This window comes from Candidatus Methanoperedens sp. BLZ2 (genome assembly GCF_002487355.1).
Taxonomy (GTDB): domain Archaea; phylum Halobacteriota; class Methanosarcinia; order Methanosarcinales; family Methanoperedenaceae; genus Methanoperedens.
This window is the reverse complement of the sequence record NZ_NTMG01000051.1, coordinates 1-24,655: the sequence shown is the minus strand read 5'-3', so window position 1 is coordinate 24,655 and position 24,655 is coordinate 1. Positions and strand designations below refer to the sequence as shown.

At 41.1% G+C, this 24,655-nt stretch carries 22 protein-coding genes; 4 read left to right on the top strand and 18 right to left on the bottom strand.

Annotation, left to right across the window (positions count from 1 at the left end; genetic code table 11):
* Positions 1–31: 31 nt before the first annotated feature.
* Positions 32–1,771 carry a site-2 protease family protein gene (locus CL181_RS09110; RefSeq protein WP_097298999.1) on the bottom strand — a complete coding sequence of 580 codons (1,740 nt, stop codon included), beginning with the start codon at positions 1,769–1,771 and terminating at the stop codon, positions 32–34.
* 70 nt (positions 1,772–1,841) lie between these two features.
* On the opposite strand from CL181_RS09110, the gene cutA reads away from it, so the two are divergent.
* Positions 1,842–2,162 (top strand): divalent-cation tolerance protein CutA, encoded by a 321-nt coding sequence (gene cutA / locus CL181_RS09105; RefSeq protein ID WP_097298998.1) that lies wholly within the window; start codon positions 1,842–1,844, stop codon positions 2,160–2,162.
* Between the two features lie 76 nt (positions 2,163–2,238).
* Here cutA and CL181_RS09100 read toward each other — a convergent pair whose 3' ends face one another.
* Entirely contained in the window at positions 2,239–3,936 is a 1,698-nt protein-coding gene (locus CL181_RS09100; protein WP_141398855.1) for a hypothetical protein, read from the bottom strand.
* A gap of 237 nt (positions 3,937–4,173) precedes the next feature.
* Here CL181_RS09100 and CL181_RS09095 point away from each other — a divergent pair, with 237 nt between their 5' ends.
* Both CL181_RS09095 and CL181_RS09090 read left to right on the top strand, forming a co-directional pair.
* Positions 4,174–6,432, top strand: coding sequence for a bifunctional alpha,alpha-trehalose-phosphate synthase (UDP-forming)/trehalose-phosphatase (locus CL181_RS09095; protein WP_097298996.1), 2,259 nt, complete (start codon positions 4,174–4,176; stop codon positions 6,430–6,432).
* On the top strand, positions 6,416–8,035 hold the full coding sequence (locus CL181_RS09090) for an MFS transporter (protein ID WP_097298995.1): 1,620 nt from the start codon (positions 6,416–6,418) through the stop codon (positions 8,033–8,035). The genes CL181_RS09095 and CL181_RS09090 overlap by 17 nt, the downstream gene beginning before the upstream one ends.
* Here the strand turns inward: CL181_RS09090 and CL181_RS09085 are convergent.
* Positions 8,030–9,193, bottom strand: coding sequence for a glycosyltransferase family 4 protein (locus CL181_RS09085; protein ID WP_097298994.1), 1,164 nt, complete (start codon positions 9,191–9,193; stop codon positions 8,030–8,032). The two genes, CL181_RS09090 and CL181_RS09085, sit on opposite strands and share 6 nt — an antisense overlap.
* 136 nt (positions 9,194–9,329) lie before the next feature.
* On the opposite strand from CL181_RS09085, the gene CL181_RS09080 reads away from it, so the two are divergent.
* On the top strand, positions 9,330–10,412 hold the full coding sequence (locus tag CL181_RS09080) for a glycosyltransferase family 4 protein (protein ID WP_097298993.1): 1,083 nt from the start codon (positions 9,330–9,332) through the stop codon (positions 10,410–10,412).
* Between the two features lie 138 nt (positions 10,413–10,550).
* Here CL181_RS09080 and CL181_RS09075 read toward each other — a convergent pair whose 3' ends face one another.
* The 15 genes from CL181_RS09075 to CL181_RS09010 all read right to left on the bottom strand — a co-directional run.
* Complete coding sequence (locus tag CL181_RS09075; RefSeq protein ID WP_097298992.1) at positions 10,551–10,850, bottom strand: UPF0175 family protein; 300 nt, start codon at positions 10,848–10,850, stop codon at positions 10,551–10,553.
* Positions 10,851–11,070: 220 nt separating this feature from the next.
* The gene (gene gatB, locus CL181_RS09070; protein WP_097298991.1) at positions 11,071–12,486 is read right to left on the bottom strand and encodes an Asp-tRNA(Asn)/Glu-tRNA(Gln) amidotransferase subunit GatB; all 1,416 of its coding nucleotides are present in this window, start codon (positions 12,484–12,486) and stop codon (positions 11,071–11,073) included.
* Positions 12,486–13,904: an Asp-tRNA(Asn)/Glu-tRNA(Gln) amidotransferase subunit GatA gene (gatA, locus tag CL181_RS09065; protein ID WP_097298990.1), complete on the bottom strand. Its 1,419-nt coding sequence runs from the start codon at positions 13,902–13,904 to the stop codon at positions 12,486–12,488. The genes gatB and gatA overlap by 1 nt, the downstream gene beginning before the upstream one ends.
* The gene (gatC, locus tag CL181_RS09060; protein ID WP_097298989.1) at positions 13,905–14,186 is read right to left on the bottom strand and encodes an Asp-tRNA(Asn)/Glu-tRNA(Gln) amidotransferase subunit GatC; all 282 of its coding nucleotides are present in this window, start codon (positions 14,184–14,186) and stop codon (positions 13,905–13,907) included. It lies immediately after the preceding gene.
* Between the two features lie 76 nt (positions 14,187–14,262).
* On the bottom strand, positions 14,263–14,760 hold the full coding sequence (locus tag CL181_RS09055) for a chorismate lyase (RefSeq protein WP_320410173.1): 498 nt from the start codon (positions 14,758–14,760) through the stop codon (positions 14,263–14,265).
* A 2-nt stretch (positions 14,761–14,762) separates the two neighbouring features.
* The gene (locus tag CL181_RS09050) at positions 14,763–15,074 is read right to left on the bottom strand and encodes a DUF5611 family protein (RefSeq protein WP_097298987.1); all 312 of its coding nucleotides are present in this window, start codon (positions 15,072–15,074) and stop codon (positions 14,763–14,765) included.
* 47 nt (positions 15,075–15,121) lie between these two features.
* Positions 15,122–16,546: a response regulator gene (locus tag CL181_RS09045; RefSeq protein ID WP_097298986.1), complete on the bottom strand. Its 1,425-nt coding sequence runs from the start codon at positions 16,544–16,546 to the stop codon at positions 15,122–15,124.
* Positions 16,546–19,350, bottom strand: coding sequence for a PAS domain S-box protein (locus CL181_RS09040; RefSeq protein ID WP_176505132.1), 2,805 nt, complete (start codon positions 19,348–19,350; stop codon positions 16,546–16,548). Before CL181_RS09040 ends, CL181_RS09045 begins: the two co-directional genes overlap by 1 nt.
* A 328-nt stretch (positions 19,351–19,678) precedes the next feature.
* Complete coding sequence (locus tag CL181_RS09035; RefSeq protein WP_097298984.1) at positions 19,679–20,293, bottom strand: MBL fold metallo-hydrolase; 615 nt, start codon at positions 20,291–20,293, stop codon at positions 19,679–19,681.
* A gap of 10 nt (positions 20,294–20,303) precedes the next feature.
* Positions 20,304–21,107: a response regulator gene (locus CL181_RS09030; RefSeq protein WP_217993133.1), complete on the bottom strand. Its 804-nt coding sequence runs from the start codon at positions 21,105–21,107 to the stop codon at positions 20,304–20,306.
* A gap of 22 nt (positions 21,108–21,129) precedes the next feature.
* Complete coding sequence (locus CL181_RS20275; protein ID WP_176505131.1) at positions 21,130–21,303, bottom strand: hypothetical protein; 174 nt, start codon at positions 21,301–21,303, stop codon at positions 21,130–21,132.
* A gap of 1 nt (position 21,304) precedes the next feature.
* Positions 21,305–21,898 carry an MBL fold metallo-hydrolase gene (locus tag CL181_RS09025; RefSeq protein WP_097298983.1) on the bottom strand — a complete coding sequence of 198 codons (594 nt, stop codon included), beginning with the start codon at positions 21,896–21,898 and terminating at the stop codon, positions 21,305–21,307.
* Positions 21,895–22,500, bottom strand: a complete 606-nt coding sequence (locus tag CL181_RS09020) for a protein-glutamate O-methyltransferase CheR (protein WP_097298982.1) — start codon at positions 22,498–22,500, stop codon at positions 21,895–21,897. Before CL181_RS09020 ends, CL181_RS09025 begins: the two co-directional genes overlap by 4 nt.
* Before the next feature lie 5 nt (positions 22,501–22,505).
* Positions 22,506–23,015 carry a chemotaxis protein CheW gene (locus tag CL181_RS09015; RefSeq protein ID WP_097298981.1) on the bottom strand — a complete coding sequence of 170 codons (510 nt, stop codon included), beginning with the start codon at positions 23,013–23,015 and terminating at the stop codon, positions 22,506–22,508.
* A gap of 9 nt (positions 23,016–23,024) precedes the next feature.
* Positions 23,025–24,655, bottom strand: a 1,631-nt coding sequence (locus CL181_RS09010) for a methyl-accepting chemotaxis protein (protein WP_141398854.1), incomplete at its 5' end; no start/stop codon positions are given.

The window sequence follows — 24,655 nt, the reverse complement described above, 5'->3', positions numbered from 1 at the left end:
CTTGATTGCTTTTATCCTTTTCGACATTATATCAAAACCCATGCGCTGCGTATGGTGCGATCATCACGAACACAAAAGACAAAAGGATCAATACTGCAAATACCATCACGATCGTATTGGATAGCCGTTCCACCTTCTCGCCATCTCCGAACACCTTTGACAGGAATGAAGTCATAACATCGCGGAACACATGCCCGCCATCAAGAGGTACTGCAGGAAGGCAGTTAAATAGCCCGGCATAGAAATTCATCCATCCGATCCACAACAGGGCATTTAACATCCAGAACACAACTACACCGAACACTGCTACCCAGCCTGTGGGCTCATAAAAATTCATTAGCATGCCGCTAAAGCCTGGAAATCCCTCACCAGCAAAACCAAATAATGGAAGACCAAATATAATTACCCACCCATATATCCCGGTCATTAACGATGGAATACTCTTCAACATATTAAGATATGTTTTTGCCTGGAATTCACCTATTCCTATCCCGATGGAATAACTTACTGCTCCCTGTTCAGGAGAATAGGATACACCAAGGAAACCTTTATTGACATTCACAGGGGAGGGATTTTTCCCGAGTTCAACACCTTTGAATACTTCAGTCGAAGCATCAAGAGAGCTGTTACTTAATAGATATATATCGATTTTCTGCCCCTGCTTTGTGGAATTCATGAAATTGATGAAATCTTTGAGTTCTTTGATCTCGGTATTATCTATTCTGGTTATTATCATGCCTTCTTTTATTCCTGCGGTCTGGGCAGCCGAACCTTCTGTTACGGTCAATACCTTTACACCTGCAAGTGTAACGTTTTTCCCGGAAGCTATCAGATTTATTTCTTTTCGTACACCGTTCTCAACCAGATTTAATTTTATATTGCTGCCAGGTGTGATCGTGCTGGCATATGAAAGAAAATCGGATGCGTTATTGACTTTAATATCATTTATTCCTGTCAATATCGTGCTCTGGTTAACACCAGCAAGTTGCGCAGGAGAGCCCGGGATAACCGATGTGACCATTACGTCTCCTACTGTTGAAATAGAGCCAAGTAATGTGAAAAACAGGAAAAAAGCAATAATTGCTGTGACAAAATTAGCCATTACTCCTGCTGTAAGCACCCGCACGCGCTCTCTGCGGGTGGCTATTCGCTTTGGTTCAGCAGGTTCTTCTGTTCCGGGTACATCCACCCGGGATTCTTCAGTCCGGGATTCTTTTTCTATATCGGTCCTTTCTTCCTTTTTCCCCAGCAGCTGTTCTTCGTCAGGTTCCGCAAAACCACCCACAGGGACAAGAGCCAGCAATATTCCCATGGATTTTACCCTGATACCTTCCACTTTACAAAGGATTGCATGGGAAAACTCATGTACCATGAGCGTTACAATCAATGCAATTGCCCCCCAGTAAAATGGGATATATTCATTAATTCCGGGGATGAGGAAAATATTGCGGGGTTCGTTGAATTTGGTGGGCTGGGGTACTGTCTGCGTCTGGAATGATGTTATCAGTGAATAATCGATGAACAGTATCAATAGAAACATTATCAGCATACCGAGAAGCATAGCAGGCAGTCCGATATTTGCAAATGTTCTCCAGAATGTTTTATGAACTGCAAGCCTGTCAAGGAATTCCTGTCCTTTCGTTGTGCGGATCATCAGTAATGGGCCATACGCAGTTATATTATATTTTGCCAGTGTCCCGCGCCTGTTAAGGATCATGACAATGAGCCAGTAGACTAAGAACAGTGGCAATAAAAGATCAGTGTAATTCAAAAATTTGTCTCCGTAAGCATTATCAGTAAATTATTAAACTCATTATACATATTAAGCTTTGGGTGACTTAATGTTTTCAATAATATATATAACCGCCGGGGATATGGCAGAAGCGAGGATGATCGGTCGCAAACTTGTCGAGGAGCGCCTTGCTGCCTGCGCGAATATTTTCCCTATCACTTCCATTTTCAGATGGAAAGGGAGCATAGATGAAACAAATGAATTCGCAATAATCGTAAAAACAAGATCAGATAAAGTAAAGGAAATCGAGAAGAGAGTAAAAGAAATCCACAGTTATGAAGTTCCATGCGTTGTGTCGTTTGTGATCGAGGAAGGTTTGACAGATTACCTTAATTGGATAGATGAGTCTGTGGGAGAACAATATGAATGACACATTTTGAGGTTTTTGAGGTTAAAAAAGAAAAAAAAAACGGTATGCTATGGGCATACTCGTTAACGTATGGAATTTAAGGTATTCCAGGCAAAGTTGGCTGGTTCCAATATACTTTTGCTGCTACAGATTGAGATGTTTTCGGATCTGCTTTTCCATTAATGTACCCTGTCGGGAACAGCTTGTTGCTTCCACCATTGTTAAAGGTATCCAGCAGGGATTTGGATGCTAACATAGCATTCCTATTGGTACCGCAGAAGTTTGTCCTGGCATCATTAAGAACTGTGCCGCCTGGGTCGCTGCCGAAAGCCTGGTTGTTAAGTATGGCCGCCAATAGCTGGAATGCAAGCTGCATCCTTGCTTGATCTACTGATGTTCTTTTATGTTTATTTGTCTCATATGATATGCTGGACCAGAACCCACCTTCCAATCCGGGTGTATTATTTACAATGAAGTTTTCAGGTGCACCGCATTGCAGGGCATTACCCGCAGCAACTACTTTTGCCCATTCTCTATCTGCCTCCACATAGTGAGTCTGCCAGTATCCTGGTGTTCTCGTTACCAATGTCTTTGCTTTACCATAGTAATGGCTCGGATCGGTCGCAGTCACAGTTTTGCTACCGTTTGTTCCGTTAGCTGTACCAATGTTCTCATACTGGCCTGCTACAGCCGTACCCGATGCATTGCATGTCATTGATTCACCAACTGCCAGTATAGTCTTCGGGCATATTACCGTAACACCTTTGTCATCAGTAACAATTACATTGTCCAGATCCACGTTACCAATGTTAGTGACAATATACGTCCATATAACAGGGTTACCTGTTGTTAAGTAAGGACCTGGCGCAGTATCAGCGTCACTGCCATTAGTGTATTTCTTAATTGTGATCGCTGGATTTGTCATTAGTATCGAAAGACTGGCTGCAGTCCAGGTCAATGAAGCAGGAAGATCTGTTCCGGAAGTATCGTCCCGTGAAAATGCCTGGACAGTCAAATTCGTTTCTCCAGGGGGGATATTAACAGGCAAGTTCAGGGAATCCCACTGCGGTCCATCTACACTTGCAAGTAAATCACTGTAAACTGTTTTTATTCCCCCGGTAACGACTTCAATGGAATTCGGTCGACCATTACTGGATATACTCCCAAAAAACATGGCCAGGTTAGCAGTCCGGGAGACTGTATCCGGAGTAAAGTTTAAAGTCTGGAGAACTGTGCTTTTCCTTGGTTCAGGGAAATCAATAAACGCTAAATCAATCCCATCTTTGAGGCTGATTTCAGCGTTATCTACGCCATTATCATAGATTACCAATATGCCGGCCCCATTGTTCTCATCACCCCCAAAGTCCATATCCTCTATTTTAAGAGAATTTAGTCCCTGACTTACAAGATTTAATCCTGTTATGTCCTTTCGATAGCTTGAAAAATAATAATTTATATTGTATGTGTAAAAAAAGGCTGGTCCCCCAATTAGCGTCCCTGTTACTGGAGTTCCATTTACGGTAACGATATTATCACCAATAGTTTTATTATCGCCTCCACCTGACCAGTAAAGCAATACCTGTTTTACAGTTCCGGGAACATTTATATTAATCGTTCCAGGTTGTGTCTCCATACCGGTTCCCGCAACCACAACCCCAGAACCCGGAGAAAGTGATATGCTCGGATCACCTAAAGTTTCTGTTCCATCAGCCAAAACGTTAGTAGCTGAAATTCCAAAAAAGAGTAACATCAACATTGTTGTTAGTGATACTCTAATTAAATAGCCATTCTTCATAATTAAACCTACCTCTAAATCAAATTGAACTCTTAGCTATATAAATTTATTGAATTTATTAAATAATAATTATAATTATAATGCTCATTAAAATTATTTTACTAATTATGACAGTTAAAAAAATCCTATTTATCTATTTTAATCGGCTATTTCTAATTAACCTTGAAATGAAGATTCCTAATATCGAACCAGATAGGTATATTAATATCGGAAATTATGTTATAATGGGGAATGTTAATGAGAATGCTCATAGTTTCAAATCGGCTGCCTTTCACTGTTATTGAAAAAGAAGGTATGTTCGAATTTAAGGAAAGCGTAGGCGGCATGGTGTCAGGTCTTTCAGCGTATATTGATTCAATGAAAACCTCTTCGTTTATAGAGTTAAAATATATCTGGATCGGATGGCCCGGGATAACAATTGAAGATATAAAACAGAAAGAACAATTAAAGTTAAAAGCGCTTTCTGATTTCCATGCATATCCCATTTTTCTTTCCGAAGAAATCATGGATAAATTCTACCATGGATTCTGCAATAAAACCATCTGGCCGCTATTTCATTATTTTCCGTTTTATACTGTATATGATGAGGATTCATGGAAATGTTACAAGCATGTAAATGAAATGTTCTGCGAAGCTATTATGGAAATCATAAAACCGGATGATATCGTCTGGGTCCATGATTATCATCTCATGCTTCTTCCCGGACTCCTGAAAAAAAGGTCCCCTGAAAATCCGGTTGGATTTTTTCTCCATATTCCTTTTCCTTCATTTGAAATTTTCAGGATGTTGCCCAAAAAATGGCAGAAGGAATTACTGGAAGGGATCGTGGGAGCTGATCTGGCCGGATTCCATACGCATGAATATACCCAATATTTTTTAAGATGTGTTCTGCGCATATTGGGTCATGAGCACAATATGGGCAAGATTATCACGAAGAACAAGATCGTAAGAGCTGATACATATCCCATGGGTATTGATTTCCCGAAATTCAATAATCATACAAACAATATGCAGGTTCAGAAAGAAGAAGATAAATTCGACAGGACGCTTGCAAACTACAGAATAATTCTTTCGATTGACAGGTTGGATTATACTAAAGGTATTATCAACCGTCTTCGCAGCTATGAAATTTTCCTTGAGAGATATAAACAATGGCATAAAAAATTAATACTTCTATTAATAGTTGTTCCTTCACGCATAGGAGTAGAACACTATCAGCAGAATAAAAAAGAAATAGATGAACTTGTCGGCAGGATAAATGGAAAGTTCGGCAGCATCGACTGGACGCCAATATCCTACCAGTACAAGTTCCTGCCATTTGGCTCTCTTATTGCCCTTTATAAAAGAAGCGACATTGCATTGATTACGCCCTTAAGAGATGGTATGAATCTCGTCTCAAAAGAATATATTGCAGCAAGAACCGATAAGACAGGTGTTCTTATACTGAGTGAAATGGCAGGTGCTTCAAAAGAACTTGGAGAAGCCATAATTATAAATCCCAATAATACGGAAGAGATAATTGAAGCATTAAAAGAGGCGCTGGAGATGCCCCGGGAAGAGCAGATCAGGAAGAATCATATCATGCAGGAAAGGCTTAAATGTTATGATGTTGTGAAATGGGCGCATGATTTCCTTAATGATCTGATTTCCGTAGGTGAAGAACAAAAAAGATTCGATGCAAAATTATTAAATCGTAAAGTCAAAGAAGAAATGAAAGTGGATTTCAATAAAGCCAGAAGGAGGCTTATTTTATTGGATTATGATGGAACACTTGTTCCTTTTGCTCCAAGCCCTGAGATGGCAGTACCGAACCAGGACATTCTGAATATTCTTATTAGTTATTTAAAAGATATGCGAAATGAAATTGTTCTGTTAAGCGGCCGGGACAAAGATACGCTTGGGCGATGGTTTGAATTGCCGAATATAAACATTGTGGCTGAACATGGGATATTGATCAAGGAAAAAAATTGTGATTGGAGCATAGCTAAACAATTGAATGATCAATGGAAAACCAGGATACTCCCTTTACTCAGGTTATATGTGGACAGGGTCCCCGGATCTTTCATAGAAGAAAAAGGTTTTTCTATTGCATGGCATTATCGCAAAGCTGACCCTGAACAAAGTTCTCAGCAAGCAAAAGACCTGATGGATACTCTGGTAAATCTTACTGCAAATATTGATGTTCAGATAATGCAGGGCAATAAAGTTGTGGAAATCCGCAACACAGGCTTTAACAAGGGCACAGCTGGAATGCACTGGATATCGAAAAATGAATACGATTTCATACTTGCGATTGGCGATGATTTCACAGATGAGGATCTATTCAGAATCCTTCCTGACACTGCTTATTCAATCAGGGTCGGGATTACTCAATCATATGCAAGGTTTAATCTTCATAATTATGTGGAAGTTATAGAACTTCTCAGGCAAATGGTTGAAGTTAACGTGATATCGGATATCATTAATAAAGAGATTTATAATGAAATTCCCAGCTAAAGATTCGTTAACAGAAGATGAATTGAAATCCGGTCTTAAGAATGTGATAATGGACGGCCTCACAACACAGGCAATAGCGACGCTGACGGGAGGAGTGTTCCTTGTTGCTTTTGCATTAAAACTTGGTGCTTCAAACCTGACTATCGGTATTCTCGCAGCCATCCCGCCTCTTGGACAGCTGATCCAATTACCTGCGATATATATTGTGGAAAAATACAGGATCAGAAAAGAAATATGTATCCTGAGTACGGCACTAAGCAGGTCATTCTGGCTGCTGATAGCTCTGATCCCTTTCTTAGTTTTTATCAAGAACCCCCTGACCCTGCTCATCATTGCTTTAATAATAAATGCGGCATTATCTGCCGTCGGAGCCTGTAGCTGGAATTCATGGATGCGCGATCTTGTTCCCATGAATAAAATGGGATCTTTTTTCGGTAAACGAATGATATATGCAAGTATAGTGGGAATTTTATTCAGTCTTGCTGCTGGAATTTTTATAGATTACTGGAAGCGCCTATATCCTGATAATGAGTTATATGCATATTCATATGTTTTTTTTGTCGGATTCCTGGCAGGTATGTCAGGACTGTATTTTCTTTCAAAGATACCTGAGCCTCGTATGATAATCATCAAAGAAAAAATCAATTTTTCCAGACTGCTTTTTCAACCTTTCAAGGATACCAATTTTAAAAACCTGATTATTTTCCTTGGATCGTGGAATTTTGCCGTAAACCTGGCAGCTCCTTTTTTCACAGTTTACATGCTTAAAAGATTAAATCTTGATATGTCAACTATTATAATTCTTATGGTATTGAACCAGGTCACCAGTATTGCATTCTTACGTTTGTGGGGAAAATATTCCGACAGATTCAGTAATAAATCTATACTCAGCATAAATGGTCCTTTATTCATAGTATGCATTCTTGCATGGACTTTTACAGCAAGACCTGATAAGCATATATTTACCATGCCACTATTGGTGGCCATCCATATCCTGATGGGTATTTCCTCAGCAGGAATAACTCTTTCATCCGGAAATATCGGGCTCAAATTAGCACCACAAGGACAGGCTACGTCATATTTAGCAGCAAACAGTTTTGTTAATTCGTTAGCAGCAGGTATTGCACCGGTGCTTGGTGGATTATTTGCAGATTTTTTCGAACTCAGCGAACTCTGGGCGCAAATTGGCTGGAGAAGTCCGGTAAGTACTCGTGCTTTTAATGCGCTGTATTTTCAATCGTTGGATTTCTTTTTTCTTTTTGCATTCCTGATCGGTTTTTATTCCATACACAGACTGGCACTGGTAAAAGAAGTCGGAGAAGTTGAGGAGAAGATCGTGATAGATGAAATTATTTCTGAAGTAAGAAGAGATATGAGGTCATTTTCCACTGCAAGCGGTTTACGAAGCACGGTGCAATTTCCATTTTCTGTTTTGAGGGGCACAATCGGGAATGTAAGAGCTATAAATAATTTTAAAAGTTCACTCAGCAGTTTCAATAGAAGGCGGGTAATTAAAAATGCTATGTTCAAATCCGCATTTAAAAAGCGCTTAAGGAGCATCTCGCGAAAGGAGGTAACCGAGGAGACTAACAAAACTCTATAGGGAAATTTTCCGGTTTTCTAATTCTTTATATATATTTAAATATTTTTCGACCATTCTGTCTGCTGTGAACTTATTTTTAATATGATCAAGACAGTCTTTTGGTTCTATTTCATCTATTCTCTTTATTGCTTGTACCAATTCTTTTATGTTTAGCTTTCCATCTTTATTACGCGGCTGAACAGAAAAACCGGTTTTGCCATTTATAACTATTTCAGGAATTGCCCCGCATTCAAATGCGACCAGAGGCGAACTACAGGCCCCGGCTTCAATAGGTACCAGACCAAAAGGTTCTCTCCATAATGATGGAAAAATTACTCCTGCAGTTACATTGAGCAGCTTGACTTTTTCTTTATCGCTTACCTCACCAGCGTATTCCACTACACCTTTTTGTAAGCGCGGTTCTATGCGGTCCTTGAAGAATTCTTCTTCCTTACCAGGATGTTTTCTTCCGGCTATAATAAGTTTCATGCCTGATTTTTCCGCTGCATCGATAGCATATTCTATACCTTTATGCGGGTCAATCCTGGAAAGACACAGGAGCGTGTCATTTTTTCTCTTCAATCGTTTTTTGGTTTTATAGCTGGAAAGATCAATCCCGTTATGTACGATATCTTTGTAAGGCAATCCTGCATCATCGTGTATTGTCTGTGATTTGCTAATAGCAACAAAACGATGATGTTTTCTGTTTTTTGCATATTTATATAGCATAATATTTCCCCAACCCATGTCTTTAGCGCTCATACTATTGTGTATTGTGCTCAGTACATGGACTCCCGATCCATTTAATGAAGAAGTTACAAGCGGATCACAATATACATGAGAATGTATAACTTCAAATTTCTCTTCAACTTCTAACGCTTTCCGTAAGCTTAGCAGATTATCAGTTATATCATCCCAGGAAATGCTATTTTTACCATTTTGTCCATTGTTTTTATTATTGTTATTATTATTATCCTGTCCAAGAACAGAACAGGGATATGTTGGTACCAGTTTTGCCGAAGTTTTCGAATCTCCTGTGGCAAATAAGGTTACATCATGACCCCATTCCACTAACTTCTCGCATAACCAATAAACAATTTTTTCTGCCCCGCCATATTTTGATTCATGCGGGGGAGCTATCCTGTACCAGACTGAAGGAGCAACTATTGCAATTCTCATTTCTGTCTTTTCCCCACTAAACTCTTAAATTCTTTTATTATTTCTTAAACTAAACTCCCTAGTCTTATGTATGTAACTTCACATATTTATGCAACACGGATAAGACTATATATCAAAGTTATCCAAATAAGAAGTTATGCGCATTGCCATGTTTTGCAGTGGTTTGCTGCCTACGCCCCCGGCAAACAAAGAAAACATAATTTATGCCCCGCTTCATCTGACAGCCGCCCTGGCATCTGAGATGGCAAAACGTGGTCATTCTGTGACACTCTTTGGAGCTAAGGGCACAAAATCAAAAGCAACGGTCGTTGATTTAAATCTACCGCCACTGTTTAATCATCCACAAATAGGTGATTCAATAGATTTTAAAAATCATAGCACTATAAATTTTTATGAGCAGGTATTTATCTCGGAGATTTATCGTAGAGCTGCGGAAGGAGAATTTGATATTATTCATATTCATCCGGTTGATATGGCAATCAACTTTGCAATCAATAGCAAAGTTCCTACCGTTTTTACCCTGCATGATCCCATTTCCAACTGGCGACGCTTTATTTATTCCATGTATAGAGAGAATAAAAACATCTATTATGTATCAATAAGTGATTCCCAGCGCTTGCCGCTTAAAAATATAAATTTTATAGATACAGTATATCATGGTATCGATCTTGAAATATATCCATTTAGTGCCCGGCAGGGAGATTACCTATTATCTGCTTCAAGGTTTGTGCCAGAAAAAGGAATTGATGTAGCAATTAAAGTTGCTCAGAGAACAAATTTGCCACTGAAAATTGCTGGTGAGCCTGCTGTCAGTACAAATAGTTATTGGATGAAAAAAATAAAACCTGCAATTGGTGGTATAATCAGTTATGAAGGAATACTTCCCGTTTCCGATATGTCCCGCTTATATAAAAGTGCTGCAGCCCTTCTTTTCCCGATAAAATTAGAAGAATCGTTTGGCCTGGTAATGATCGAGGCTATGGCATGCGGCACACCTGTGATCGCTTTTAACCGCGGCTCAGTCAAGGAGATTATAAAGGATGGCATGACAGGTTTTATCGTTGATGACCTGAATGGGATGGTCCGGGCAGTTAAAAAAATTAACTCTATCGATCGAGAAGCATGCCGCCGCCATGTTGAAGAGAACTTCAGCCTCCAAAAAATGGTGGATAAATATGAGCTGGTATATGAGAAAATCTTAAAACAGGAGAAGAAGTAATAGCAGGATTACTTGACCATCTGATTGAACAAAATAATTCTATTCTGATAAGCTCTGTCGCTGCATATGAGAAAAAATATCGAGGAGTTTCCAAGCCCCCTCTTTGCATATTAGCCATATAATAGGAATTTCATTGGCTCATATTGTTAAACTTTTTGCTGTCTTCTTACTTTTTTTGAGTTGCTCCACAGTTATTTCAGGATAAACCTGCTCTTTTACCAATCTCAGAATATCAAATGTACTCACATCGAGAAGTTCCGCTGCTCTGCCAAGCGAGATCCTGCCTTTCTGGTATAGTTCCATCACGTAGTCTCTTGCACCCAGATAGAGGAACTGCCTTAATGCTGTAGATTTATCTACATGTTCTTCTTTTGTTTTAAGATTCGCAAGATCTATGACGTTTTTTGGTATTCTTAATGGATAAGATACTGTTTCCATATTCAATCCTCCAGATTTTCTTTTGCATTATTATAATTTTTTTGGCTAACATAGGGTTTGAGTTTATTTAGTGCACCCATAGCTTCATCTTTTGAGATGAGTTTCAATTCAACCAGCCTTATTATCAGGTCGGCAGGGATGATAAAGGGTATATTGTATAAATCTCTTATTGAGGCATGTGATAATGCGCAGCAACGCCATCGGAGGTGGGTGGCTTTGCCTACCCCAGCTTCCCCAGCAATATCTCCCGCGCCGCTCTCGCATCCGCCCTTCCTTTCGTCTTCTTCATAACAGATCCCACAAGCGAGTTGAGCGCCTTTTCCTTCCCTGCTTTAAAATCAGAAACAGCGACCGGATTCTCTTTGATGGCTTCTTCTGCCGCCGTTGAAACGATATCGCCTTCCACTTTCAGAAGACCTTTTTCTTTCACGATCTCTTCGGGCGAGCCGCCTTTATCAAGGAGAGTCCTGATAATATCAACTGCTCCATCCTCTGTTATTTTCTTGCTCATGAGCAGCTCTATAACAGAAAGCATATCCTCTTTCCTGAAAGCCTCGATAGTCAGGTCGCGGTAATTCAGTTCACCTTTGAGAACATCGCATATCCAGACTGCTGATATTTTCGGATCGGCGATTTTTGCGACCTCTTCGTAGAATATCGCAACTTTGCGCTCAGATGTGAGCGCCTTGGCATGGTCATCCATGATACCGTATTGCTCCACGAATCTCATCCTTCTTGCATCAGGCAGCTCTGGCAGCATTTCCTTTATCGCAGGCGCCCAGCCTGATATCTTGAGCGGCACAAGGTCAGGTTCCGGGAAATATCGGTAATCATGCGCTTCTTCTTTGGAGCGCATGGAAAGCGTGATCTCGCGCGCCTCGTCAAAATGGCGGGTTTCCTGGACTACCACGCCGCCCCTCCTGAGCACGTTCTTCTGGCGCACGATCTCAAACAAAAGCGCGCGTTCTGCGCCTTTGTGCGATGAGATGTTCTTTATCTCGGCGCGCTGGCCGCCCATGATGGAAATGTTGGCGTCAACCCTGAGTGCGCCTTCAAGATCCCCGTCGAAAATATCAAGATATTCAAGGATATTCCTCAGCTTGTCAAGATATCTGCGCGCCTCTTTCGGGCTTCGCATATCAGGATCGCTTACAATCTCGATCAGGGCCATCCCTGAACGGTTGTAATCGATAAGCGTATATTTTGATTTGTCGATCGTTCCTTCATGCACAAGCCTGCCTGGGTCTTCTTCCATGTGAGCCCGCGTTATTCCCACCCTGTGTTCTCCATCTTCACCTTCAATCATTATGTAGCCGCCGCTTGAAATGGGAAAATCATACTGCGTTATCTGGAAGCCTTTGGGAAGATCAGGATAATAGTAGTTCTTCCTGTAAAACTGTGTATGCTCTTCCACCTTGCAGTTAAGGGCAAGCCCGATTTTTATGGCTGCTTCAACTGCTTTCCTGTTGATCACAGGCAGCGATCCCGGAAGTCCCAGGCACACGGGACACACATGCGAGTTAGGCGGATCGTTATGGTAATCTGTGCTGCATCCGCAGAACACCTTTGTTTTTAGCTTGTTCAATTGCACGTGAACCTCAAGCCCTATCATTACGCCATCAGGATTTTCGTACATTACGATCCCTCCGGCTGCCTTGTGTGGAAATCCGTATTCTCTTCAAATGCAAAAGCTGTGCGCAAAATCGCGGCTTCATCAAAATGTTTCCCTATCACCTGCATCCCGATAGGGAGACCTCCTGAAAAACCGCATGGCAATGATATGGAAGGAACACCTGCAAGGTTGATTGGAACAGTATCAACATCAGCAAGATAAAGCGATATCGGGTCATCGATCTTTTCACCGAGCTTGAATGCCGGATATGGCATCGTCGGTGCAATAAGAACATCCGCATCCCTGAATGCGCGCTCAAAATCCTGTTTTATAAGAGTCCTGATCTTCAGGGCTTTTAAGTAATATTTATCATGATATCCTGCCGAAAGGGCGTATGTCCCCAGGAGGATGCGCCGTTTGACCTCATCGCCAAAGCCTGCTGCCCTTACCTGTGAGAATGTCGTATGCCAGTCAGAATCCTCTGTTCGAAGGCCATATCTCATCCCGTCAAACCTGGCAAGGTTGGATGATGCTTCGCTCATTGCAATTACATAGTAAGCAGAAAGTGCATATTTTGTATGCGGCATCTTTACCTCAACACTTGTCGCCCCAAGTTCTTCAAGCGTATTGATGGCATCCCTTACTGACTTTTCAACATTCTTGTCAGTCCCTTCTGCAAAATATTCTTCAGGAACCCCGATTTTCAATCCCTTCACATCGTTAATAAGCGCAGAGGAATAATTTGTTTCCCTGTCAACAGATGTTGAATCACGGGGATCGTGGCCTGAAATTACATCAAAAAGAGTCGCAACATCACGAACGCTTGTTGCAAATGGTCCTATCTGCTCAAGCGAATTGGCATATGAAATAAGCCCGTAACGGGATATAACTCCGTAAGTTGGTTTTAATCCCACAACGCCGCAAAACGATGCAGGGCAGCGGACTGAGCCGCCAGTATCAGAACCAAGTGACAACGGCGCTTCGCCTCCTGCCACTGCTGCTGCGCTTCCGCCCGATGAGCCGCCAGGGACTCTTGTCGTATCCCATGGATTAAGTGTCGGTCCATAGAAACTTGTCTCTGTGGATGAGCCCATTGCGAATTCATCCATGTTCGCCTTCCCGATGATGATCGCACCCGCTTCCTTTAATTTTTCAATAACATGGGCATCATAAGGGGGAATATAACCTGTCAATATCTTTGAGGCGCATGTTGTCGCAATACCTTTTGTCGAAATATTGTCCTTTATTGCTATTGGTATCCCGGCAAGCGGCCCGTCATGCCCCTGTGAATCGATCTCCTTTGCACGCAAAAGTGCGCTTTCTTTTGCTACTGTTATAAAAGCATTCAATTTGCTCTTTTCGATCTTCTCCAGGTATTCGGTAACGATTTCTTCGGAGGAATCGGCATGAATCCTTTCTATAAGTTCATTGATCGATGCCATTTACATCATCCTTGGGGCCTTGATGAACCCATCCTGGTTCTTCGGGGCATTGGAAAGCGCTTCTTCCTGCGACAACGATGCTATGGGAACATCTTCCCTGAAAACATTGCTCATAGGCATTACATGATATGAAGGTTCCACACCCCCGGTATCAGCTTTATCAAGCTCCCCGAAATAATCAAGGACAGAATTGAGCTTTGGTGTGTATTTTTCCCTGTCTTCTTCGCTTAATTCAAGGCGCGAAAGCCACCCGATATGCTCAAGGTCTTTTTTAGTGATCATAATACCTCCTGCAATCTTAATTTAATGTAATAAGCCTTACCATTGTTTTGCATCGGGTTAATGAAAATCAAACATTTCACATTTTCCATCGTTCATCCACCGGAAAACATTCATTTATCCACATCAGCACAGCATTTTCATAGATTATCTTATATTCTCTTGAAAGAACAGGGAGCTCCCCGAAAAAATTCCTGTGCACTATTTCCATTTTAAGAATATCGCGCCTTGTCTCAAGTTTATGCTCACGCAATATCTTGCCTATGGGAATATCAGCCCGCATCAGATCGGCCCTTACAGCCTCTGGCATCCTGTTAATAGGCGCCAGGGATTTTGCAAGCACATAAACAATGTCATCGACCTTCAATGTAACAAGACGATCATTGACATCTTCCCCTGTTTCAATATCAAGAAGCCTGGCAATTTCCCTTGTTGCCTTTATGACACCCTGGGAAATCGTTTCAACTTTTACGCTTTTTCCGGTAAGCACCTCAAGAAGCTGCGTGACCGAGCCATCCGTGCCTGCGCATATCCTGAGGCAGGCAGGAATATCAGGTCTCCTGAGGACATCCTGCAAATTCAAACTCCTTGAACTGCTTTCTTTGCCATTTTGAGGCGTTCTTTGGCCGTGTAGCCTGTTGCCTCTTCAAGAAAAATCCTGAAACGCTTGTTGGTGTCAAGAATCTCTTCATCTTTTACTATTTTATTGGATTCTGAATCCACGATCAGTTTTTTATTTTCGACATAGAGGGTTAAACGACTGAAAGCACCATAAGTAATGGTTAATTTCCCATTATCCTCTTTTATTTCGGCCGCAAAATTTTTCTCAAGCGCGCTTTTTATTCGCCCGATATCCGGGGAAAACCCTCTTTTAAACGAGTACTCCTGAATAATATCACCTTCGTATCACAAATGTTCATGTAAGATAGGATTACTAACTAATAAAGAATTTCATTTATCGGAATAGTAAATGTGAATATACTTCCCTGCCCATATTTGCTTTCCACTGTGATTTCACCGCCGTGCAATTCCACGAGTTTCTTTGAGATCACTAACCCAAGTCCGGTTCCCTTGTTATTTCTTACATATCCGGAATTCAGATGTTTAAATTTATCGAACAATTTTCCAAGTTCTTCTTCCTTTATGCCTATCCCTGTATCCGATACAGAGAACCTGACCATATTTCCTTCTTTCCTTGCGGAAAGTTTTATAACTCCCCCATCTTCTTTACTGAATTTCAAAGCATTACTGAGCAGATTGAAAAGCACCTGCTTGAATCTTCGCTCATCAGCCCGGATAAAATCCAGTCCGGGTTCGATATTGTTAATCATGGTTATATTATGTTTTTCCGCCTGTTCCCTCAAGATACCAAATATCTCAGTTATGGATTTTTCCAGGCACATTTGATCGATATCCAATTCCATCTTTTCAGCTTCTATCTTACTAAGATCAAGAATATCATTGATCAGGTCTAACAGGAATTTACCACTTGAAAGGATATTATCGACATAATGTTCTTGTTTTGCATTTAATTCTCCTGTTTTCTTTTGCTTAAGAAGCTGCGAAAATCCAAGAATAGAAGTCAAAGGAGTTCGGATATCATGGCTCATGATTGCCAGGAATTCGCTCTTTAGTTTATTTGCATACATCAGGAGTTTATTTTCAAGATGTATTTCTTCTATCTTCCTTCGCTCTGTAATATCGCGAAAAATAATCACTGAGCCAATGATATTTCCCTTTTCATCCATATTAGGGGCGCGACATTCCTCAATAAGTCTTTTTGTCCCGTCCCTGCAGATCAATTCTATTTCACCTTTCAGGGGCTTTCCCGACTTGTCCGGCTTGTCCCCGATATTCCAGCCTGTCAACGACCGGGCAGCAGGATTCATGAAAATTATATGGTCTTTCGGGTCTGTGGCGATAACTGCATCCCCGATGTTTTTTAGCGTTGTAGAAAACCATTTCCTGCTCTCTTTTAATTCCTTTTCTATTTTGTGTCTGTAAAGAGCAATCTCGATATTAATGTGCAATTCCCTTTCATTAAAGGGTTTAATGATATATCCGAAGGGTTCTGTTATTTTTGCACGTTCCAGTACAATATCATCCAAATAAGCGGTAAGATATACAACAGGGATATTAAAATGTGATCGAATATATCCAGCTGCTTCTATCCCGTCCATCTTTCCTTTCAGCACGATATCCATCAGTACAAGGTCAGGAGGATTTTCTTTTACTTCATCAATTGCCTTCTCGCCTGAAGATACTATGGATGAAACCCCATATCCTAATTTTTGCAGGCTTCTTCGGATATCCTCAGCAACAATCCTTTCGTCTTCAACAATCATTACCTGTGTTTGCGGCATTATTTTCCATCTTTAAATCTGATTTTAAATTCTGTTCCATTATTCTGGTAAAGATCTATCGTCCCTGATAACTGGTCTTCTGCCAGCATTGAAACTAAATGTAATCCCAATGTTTCGGTTTTCCTGAAATCGATATCTTCGGGAAGACCAATACCATTATCACTAACTATCAATTCATATTCATATTCATGTCCATTTATATTAGTAAGAACGATTTTTATTTCGCCATTTCTTCTATCCGGAAATGCATGTTTTAAAGAATTTGTAATAAGCTCGTTGATTATCAGCCCGCAAGGAATTGATGAATCTATTCCAAGTGCTATATCCTCTATGTTCAAATTCATTGAAATGTTGTTCCCCCTATCTCTATAAGACTGGACTATGCCATTACTAATGCTCGTTATGTAATCCCTGGCATTTATTCTTGAGAAGCCTTCGGATCTATAGAGTGTTTCATGGACAAGAGACATGGCCAATATTCTGTTCTGGCTTTCTTTGAATATATCAAGATATTTTTCATCTTTAATGGTGCCAGCCTGGAGTTTCAAAAGGCTGGAAATGATCTGCATATTGTTTTTGACCCTGTGATGTATCTCGCGTAAAAGTATCTCTTTTTCTTTGAGAGATTCTTCAATTTTCTCCCCTGCTTCTTTGCGTTCGGTAATGTCGCGCATAAATACAAAGAGCTTTCCAATTCCAGCATTTATATAATTGACACTGGCTTCAATTTCAATAATTCTGCCATCTTTGCGTCTGTGGCGCGTTTCGAAACGGTCCCAGCCAATCTTCATTATTCGTGAAACACGTTCACCTATCACTTCTTCTGTGTCTATGGCATCGACATCCTTTATGTTCATATTTAGCAATTCATCCCGGCTATAACCTATCATATGGCAATAAGAATCATTGACATCCAGAATGCATCCCCGTGTATCAACAACATAAAAACCATCCAGAGCGGTCTTGAGTAAAGTTTTGTATTCCAATTCTGCCTGTTTGCTCCGGGTGATATCCTTTATCGTCCCCATGCTTGCTATCCTGCCGCGATATGTTATGAGCCCGACGTTCATCCTGACAAGTATTCTGTTTTTTCTATTATCAAGAACATAGAATTCATACTCGCTAGGAACATCTTCTCCTGCCTGCCTTTTTTTATAGCGGTCCGCAACCATCTTAAAGTCTTCCGGAGAAATAAACTCCTGAAAATCCTTTCCGATAATTTGGTCAACTGCGCAGCCTGCCATTCTGGCAAATGTCTCGTTTGCAAATTCGATCTTTGCATCCTGTATAATAAAGATGCCATCCTGGCTGTTTTCAATTAAAATCCGGTATTTTTCTTCGGATTGTTTCAAAGCCTCTTCTGATATTTTGCTCTCTGTGATATCCCTTACGATCTCGATACCTGCTGTGATTTTTCCTGTTGAATCCCTTAATGGCGAAGCTGTAATATCGAAGTAAGATGTTCCGTTTTTCCCGGGTACACTTCTTTGTGCCCTGTGGACTTTGCCATCCTGGAATGAAATAGCAACAGGACACCCTTTGCAGATGTGGTCCTTTTGCTCATATACCCTATAACAATATTCACCTGCATGGTCCCCCATCCAATCTTTAACAATTTTATTTTGATATAATATCTTAAAATCGGTATCCTGTGTGCTAACCCCATCTCCTATAGCAGCGATGATTGCTTCTGTCTTGGCTTTCTCCTCCCTAAGCCGAACTAAGGTTGCGCATGCTTCTTCTTCTGCTTGCTTGCGCGTAATACAAAGGGCAATATTATCAGCCACGGATGCCAGGGCAGAGACTGTAAAATCCGTTAATGGCTTGCGGGCGAATATCCCCATTACCCCTACAAGCTCTTCCTCGATGATCAGAGGATACCCGGCAAAAGCTGCGATGCCCTCACCCTTTGCCCACTCCTTGTCGTGAATGCGGGGATCGCTGCTAATCTCATTGGTCAAATGCGGTATGCGCTCTCTGGCAATGAGACCTATTTTGAACTTGCCGACAGGTATGCGGCTGTGAAATCCATCTGTATGGGTATACATCCCTGCGCTTGCCTGCATCTCCAGCATGTTCTTTCCTTTATTAAGCGTCCAGATCCGTGCTAAAGCCGCGTCAAGATTTCTGACCATAGACTCGGCGCATAGGTTCAAGGTTTCCTGCAGGGTGCCGCCATGGTTAAGCGCAAAGCTAACTTCCGACCCTAAAACCGATAGGCAAGCTTGCTGGCTCAGTTTTTGCCTGGATTCCTCAAGCTCGTTAATTTTATTTTCCAGCCTCTTGCTGATTCTGGCATTGTGAACCACGGATGCCGCCTGGGATGCAGCAATAGTCGTAAAATCAATTTCCTCTTCTGTAAACTGATGCACCTGTGCCATGTAAATATTTAATAATCCTATGACTTTTAACCCCTTTATCATGGGGGTAAAGATTGATGAAAATCCAGGCACTTTTCCCGGATGTAACAAGGGCTTACCTTTTGGCTCCTCCAATACATTTGGAACTATGTAGGATTTCCCGGTCTTTAACACAATGCCGAAAGGGCTATGTTTTAGCGATGTGCCTGCTTTTTTCTCTGCTTTATGTACCCTTTCGGGATAATCCTGCCCCAATCCGTATCCGGCAACCATCCTTAGTTCATCGGTAGCTTCATCAACAAGCAGAATGGTACCCGAGTGCGCCCTCATTGTTTCGCAGGTGATTTTCAGGATATCCGGAAGGATTTTGTCAAATTCAAGAGTGTTATCAATAGAAGCAATATGTGATAGTGATTTTAATTTTAGTTTTTGTTTTTCATCCACGTGCACTGGACCTCCGGATCATAACAAGGTGATTTTTACAGCAATAGTGAGAAAAACTATCATGCAATTGCAGTTCTTTATTCAGTTCATTTCTGTTTTCATGTTTGTTGCTGACCATTTGACTCGCAACAACCTGTTCGTATTGGCATTTAATATAATGCCTGTGATATACCGGCCTTTTTATTATTGAGTGGATAAATCAATATACGATTATATGGTAAGTATTGTGTAGACGATTGCACAATATATTCACAGGCATTACATATTAGAATAATGAATATGAGGTTTAATAAAGTTTGTCATCTTTCAAATTCTGAAACAAAAACTTCTATTCAAGGTAAGTCCTGTTGATCTTGCCTTTCCTGACATTTTCCAGTGAAGTCCGTATAATTTCATTACAATTATTCAATATCGGGTTCCCATGCCCTGAATAGATTCTCTTTACATTCATTCGCCTGAGTTTTTCCAGTGCCATTACAAATCTTTTTTCATAAGAGCCATCGGTGCATTGTATATGAATATTCGTATCACCAACAAAAAGAATCTGTTCTTCTTCACAGTAAATGCATATCGAATCGTTGCTATGTCCGGGTGCATAGATTATCTCAAAAATCCGGTCACCCATTTTTAATACTTCTCCATCCTTTAACAAATGATCCACACCTTCTAATGAAGGTGAGAAAGCGAACACCTGCGGATTAAAAATATCACGAATCCGTGGTAAAAGGTTTGCATGATCATAATGACTGTGGGTAAGGATTACCTGGTCAATTCGCTTTTTACCTACACCGGTCGAAGCGTTATTTATTATTTCTATTATGGCTGGATCCCTTCCGACATCTATCAATGTATTAACATCATTAAAGGCATTCCATGTACCTGTAATAAGATATACGTTGGAGGTGTATATCGTGCTGCCGCCGGAAAGGTTCTGGATCTTCATTGTACGATTCCTAATGGCCGGAATTTTCACGGAGCATCTGTGCCATTTGCCTGCGCTGTGTAATATCGTCAAAAACGATCACGATGCCAACTATGTTATTATTGTTATCTTTTATAGGCGTACCTATAATATCAACAGGCAATACTGAGCCTTCTTTTGTTTTTAAAACTGTGTTTACATCAAATCCGTAAAAAATACCTTCTCTTATTATCTGTGATACAGGATTTTCTACCTGGCGGCCGGTATCTTCGCAGATAATATTGAAGACGGTCATAAGAGGCTTCCCCATAGAATCTTCCTGCTTCCAGCAGGTCAGGCACTCTGCAGAAGGATTCATGATCGTAATATTACCCTCTGTGTCGGTGGCTATTACGGCTTCGCCAAGACTTTTTATTGTAGCAGAAAGCAGTCTTTCACTCTCCATTAACTTTTTTTCCATTTTATACTTATAGAGGGCTATCTCGATATTGATATGCAATTCCCTTTCGTTAAAGGGTTTGATAATATAGCCGAAAGGCTCTGTTATTTTTGCTCTTTCCATTATTTGTTCATCAGTATAAGCCGTAAGATAAATAACCGGGATATTTATACGACGATGTATATGCCCGGCAGCTTCTATCCCGTCCATCTCACCTTTCAGAACGATATCCATCAATATGATATCCGGGTGGTATTTTTCTGCATCTTCAATAGCCTTGTTTCCAGAAGATACTATCGAAGATACCTCATATCCTAAATTTAGAAGGCTTCTTCGAATATCTTCTGCAATTATTCTTTCATCTTCGACAACCATTACTTTTGTTTGAGACATCATTTTCTCCAATATGATCATAAATTCAGTTGTTTATTTCGCTCTGGTATCCATTCCTGGTAACTGGCCTTGCGCCAGCATTGGAATGCTCATCAATCTCATACAATGTCTCCTCTCGCACCCTTAAACTTGTTGATAGTTGATCTGGCATAGGCACTAAAAGCGATGAAAATAAACTCCAAGTGTCTGGCTCTTTCATTTTATCCTCCTTTCCTGACATTTTCCAATGAAGTCCGTATAATTTCATTGCATCTATTAAATATAGGATCCCCATGCCCGAAATAAATCCTCTTCACATCCATTCGGCTGATCTTTTCCAGGGCCTTTACAAACCCTTCCTCATAAGTGCCATCGGTCGATAAGATCTGGATATTCATATCACCCACAAACAGGACTTTGTCTTCTTCACAGTAAAGGCATATTGAATCGTTGCTGTGTCCAGGCGAATAAATAATCTCGAACATCCGGTCACCAAGTCTTAACATCTCTCCATCCTTCAATAGATGGTCCACACCTCTTAAAAAGGGTGAAAAAGCGTACACTTTCGGATTAAAAATTTCACGTATCTGCGGCAAAAGGCTTGCGTGATCATAATGGCTATGAGTAAGGATTACCTGGTCTACTCGCTTCTTACCCATACCAGTTGAAGCATTATTTATGATTGGAATTATAGCCAGGTCCCTTCCGACATCTATCAGTGTATTAACATCACTAAGGGCATTCAAGGTTCCTGAAATAAGATACACGTTAGAAGTATACATCTTACTGCTGCTGGAAAGATTCTGGATCTTCATTGGATTTTTCTGAATATCTGTGCATTTGATACCACGGGTTCGAACAAATCCTCAAGTTCATTGGGTATTTTCTGTGTCTGCTCAGTGACAAAAAATCCCCCTTCCTGCAACGCACCGTGAAACATCTTTATTACGTTGATTCTTTCCTCTTCCTTGAAATGGAGAAGTACATTTTTACATACTATCAGCCCCATATCCTTTCGAATAGGCTCAAGGCTAAGCAGATCGTGCTTCTGGAATGAGATACACTTTCGGATCGCTTCGATGACCCTGAAATGGCCGGATTTACCAGCAGGTTCAAAATATTTGTCGAAAATGCCTTTTGGGATTCGCTCGACTGTTTCCATAGGATATATCCCTTCAATGATGATCTTTCCAAACAAGTTGCTTCCATCGATGTCTGTCGCATGGATTTTAACATTTCTAAAAATCATATCGCCCATATTTTCCCTCAGAATAATAGCCAGGGTATATGGTTCAGGCCCCATTGCACATCCTGCATCCCATATATTGATATACTTGCGTGTTCTTAAAGCTGGAACCACATGGTCGCGGATCATTTCTATTGTCTGTAAGTCCCTGAAAAAAAATGTAAAAGCCATATCAACTATGTATTATACATTTCCTGGATTGCAGGGATCTGTGCCATTTCATCTTTGCTCAATACCCGTCCCATATCCAGCAGGAGAAGTAATCTGTTGTCGAGTTTACCTACGCCTTTTAGATAACTGGAATCAATCTTTGTAGAGACAAGTTCCGGTGCAGCTTCCACGCTTGATGAAGGAAGCCGAAGCACTTCGCTCACCGAGTCTACTACGAATCCTACCACTGTATCATTGATGCTTGTAACAATGATCCGGGTATTCTCATCATGTTCACTGCTTTCCATTCCCATTACCACATTTAGATTTATTACTACAATGATCTTGCCGCGAAGGTTGATTATACCCCTTATATAGCTTGGGGATTGCGGAATCTTTGTGATATTGGTCATGCGGATTATTTCCTGCACATTCATTATCTCGATACCGAAATCTTCTTTGCCGGTATTAAAGACGACGAGCTGGAGCTCGCCGTCTGATTTTTTTTGTACATTTTCTTGTGATAGTTCTGCCATGTTTTCCTCCTATTCTGGCGCAATCTTGCCAGAAAGAGGCGCTATCTTCTTACCGGATTCACCAGCATGACCGGGTTTAACAGAAAAACTCTGTTCTTTCTTTTCAGGTATTTTCTGTTTAAGTACAGGTGTTTCTTTTACTGAAGAAGCCGCTATTTTTTCTGCTTTCACAGGCGCAGATTTCAAATTCGGTTTTAATTCACGTTTATCAGGTGTCTTTGCCTGTTTTTTGACTATTGATCCAGCTCCAGCTCCTTCAGGGTCTTGTGCAATTGTATTATCCAGCACGAATCGGCCTACGATCTGCTTCAATTCTTCGCCCAACACAGATAACTGCTCGGCGCTATTGGACATCTCGCCGGTCGCTTCAACCTGCAATTCGATTGCCTTTATCTGTTGTTCAACTGCTGCCAGTTGCTGCTCTGTTGCAGCAGATGCTTCTTCGGTAGAAGCCGCCGATTCAACTACAGTTTTTGAAATATCATCTACGGAACTTGTGACCTCTTCCACACCTACGGATTGCGCCTCGGCAGACGATGCTATTTCCTGTACCTTCGCCGAGATATTGGTAATCTTATCCACGATACCCTTGATCTCTGAGGCAGTCTTATTCAATGCTGCAGAGCCGTCAGCTACCTGTTTAGCGCCAATATCCATCGATGCCACTGTTTTTGCCGTACCCTCCTGGACTTCATGAATGAGGGTTGATATTTCGCCTGCTGCCTTTCGGGATTCTTCTGCGAGTTTCCTGACCTCATCAGCAACCACTGCAAATCCACGACCATGTTCTCCTGCACGTGCAGCTTCTATGGCAGCATTCAATGCAAGAAGATTTGTCTGGTCGGCGATATTGGTAATCAAACCTACTATCTCACCGATCTTGTTTGACTTCTGGTCAAGATTTTTTATAACATTCACGGATTCGTCGACAGCTCCTTTTATATCACTCATTTTTGATACGAGCTGGCTGGTAGATTCGCCCACTTTTTCAGCAGAATCAGTCAGGTCTTTTGTGTCAGTTGCTGCCTGCTGGCAATTGGAAGTTACTGCTTCCACACTGGCTGTCATATCAGTCATTGCATTTGTTATGCCTTTAATCTTTTCTGATTGCAGCTCACTGCCATGGGCTATTTCCTGTGTGGTTTTTGCAACCTGTTCCGAAGATGAGCCCATCTCTTTTGCTCCGCACATGATCTGTTCTGCCTTGGAACTCATTTCTTTGGTCGCTTCTGACATTTCCTGTGATGAGATTGCTACACTGTTGGCAGAGCTATTGATTTTGCCTATGATACTGTTTAAATCATGCCGCATCAGCTCAATATTATCGACAAATGCTTTGAGATCGCCCTGGCATGAAACTTCAATTGGCTTTGTCAGGTCACCTTCAGATATTGCGGTCACTACTCTTGAAGCATCATTAATCGGTTCGATAACAGCATCAAGCGTTTCATTTACACCCTGTACTATTTTCATAAAGTCGCCCTGGTGCCTGGATGCATCAGCACGTGTATCAAGTTTACCTTCAACAGCTGCCTTGGCAAGCATGTTGGCATCTGCAACAAGAGCGTTCACGGCATCAATACATGTATTGAGATTATTCTTTATCTCATTGAAATCGCCCTTGTATTCATCCTTGATCT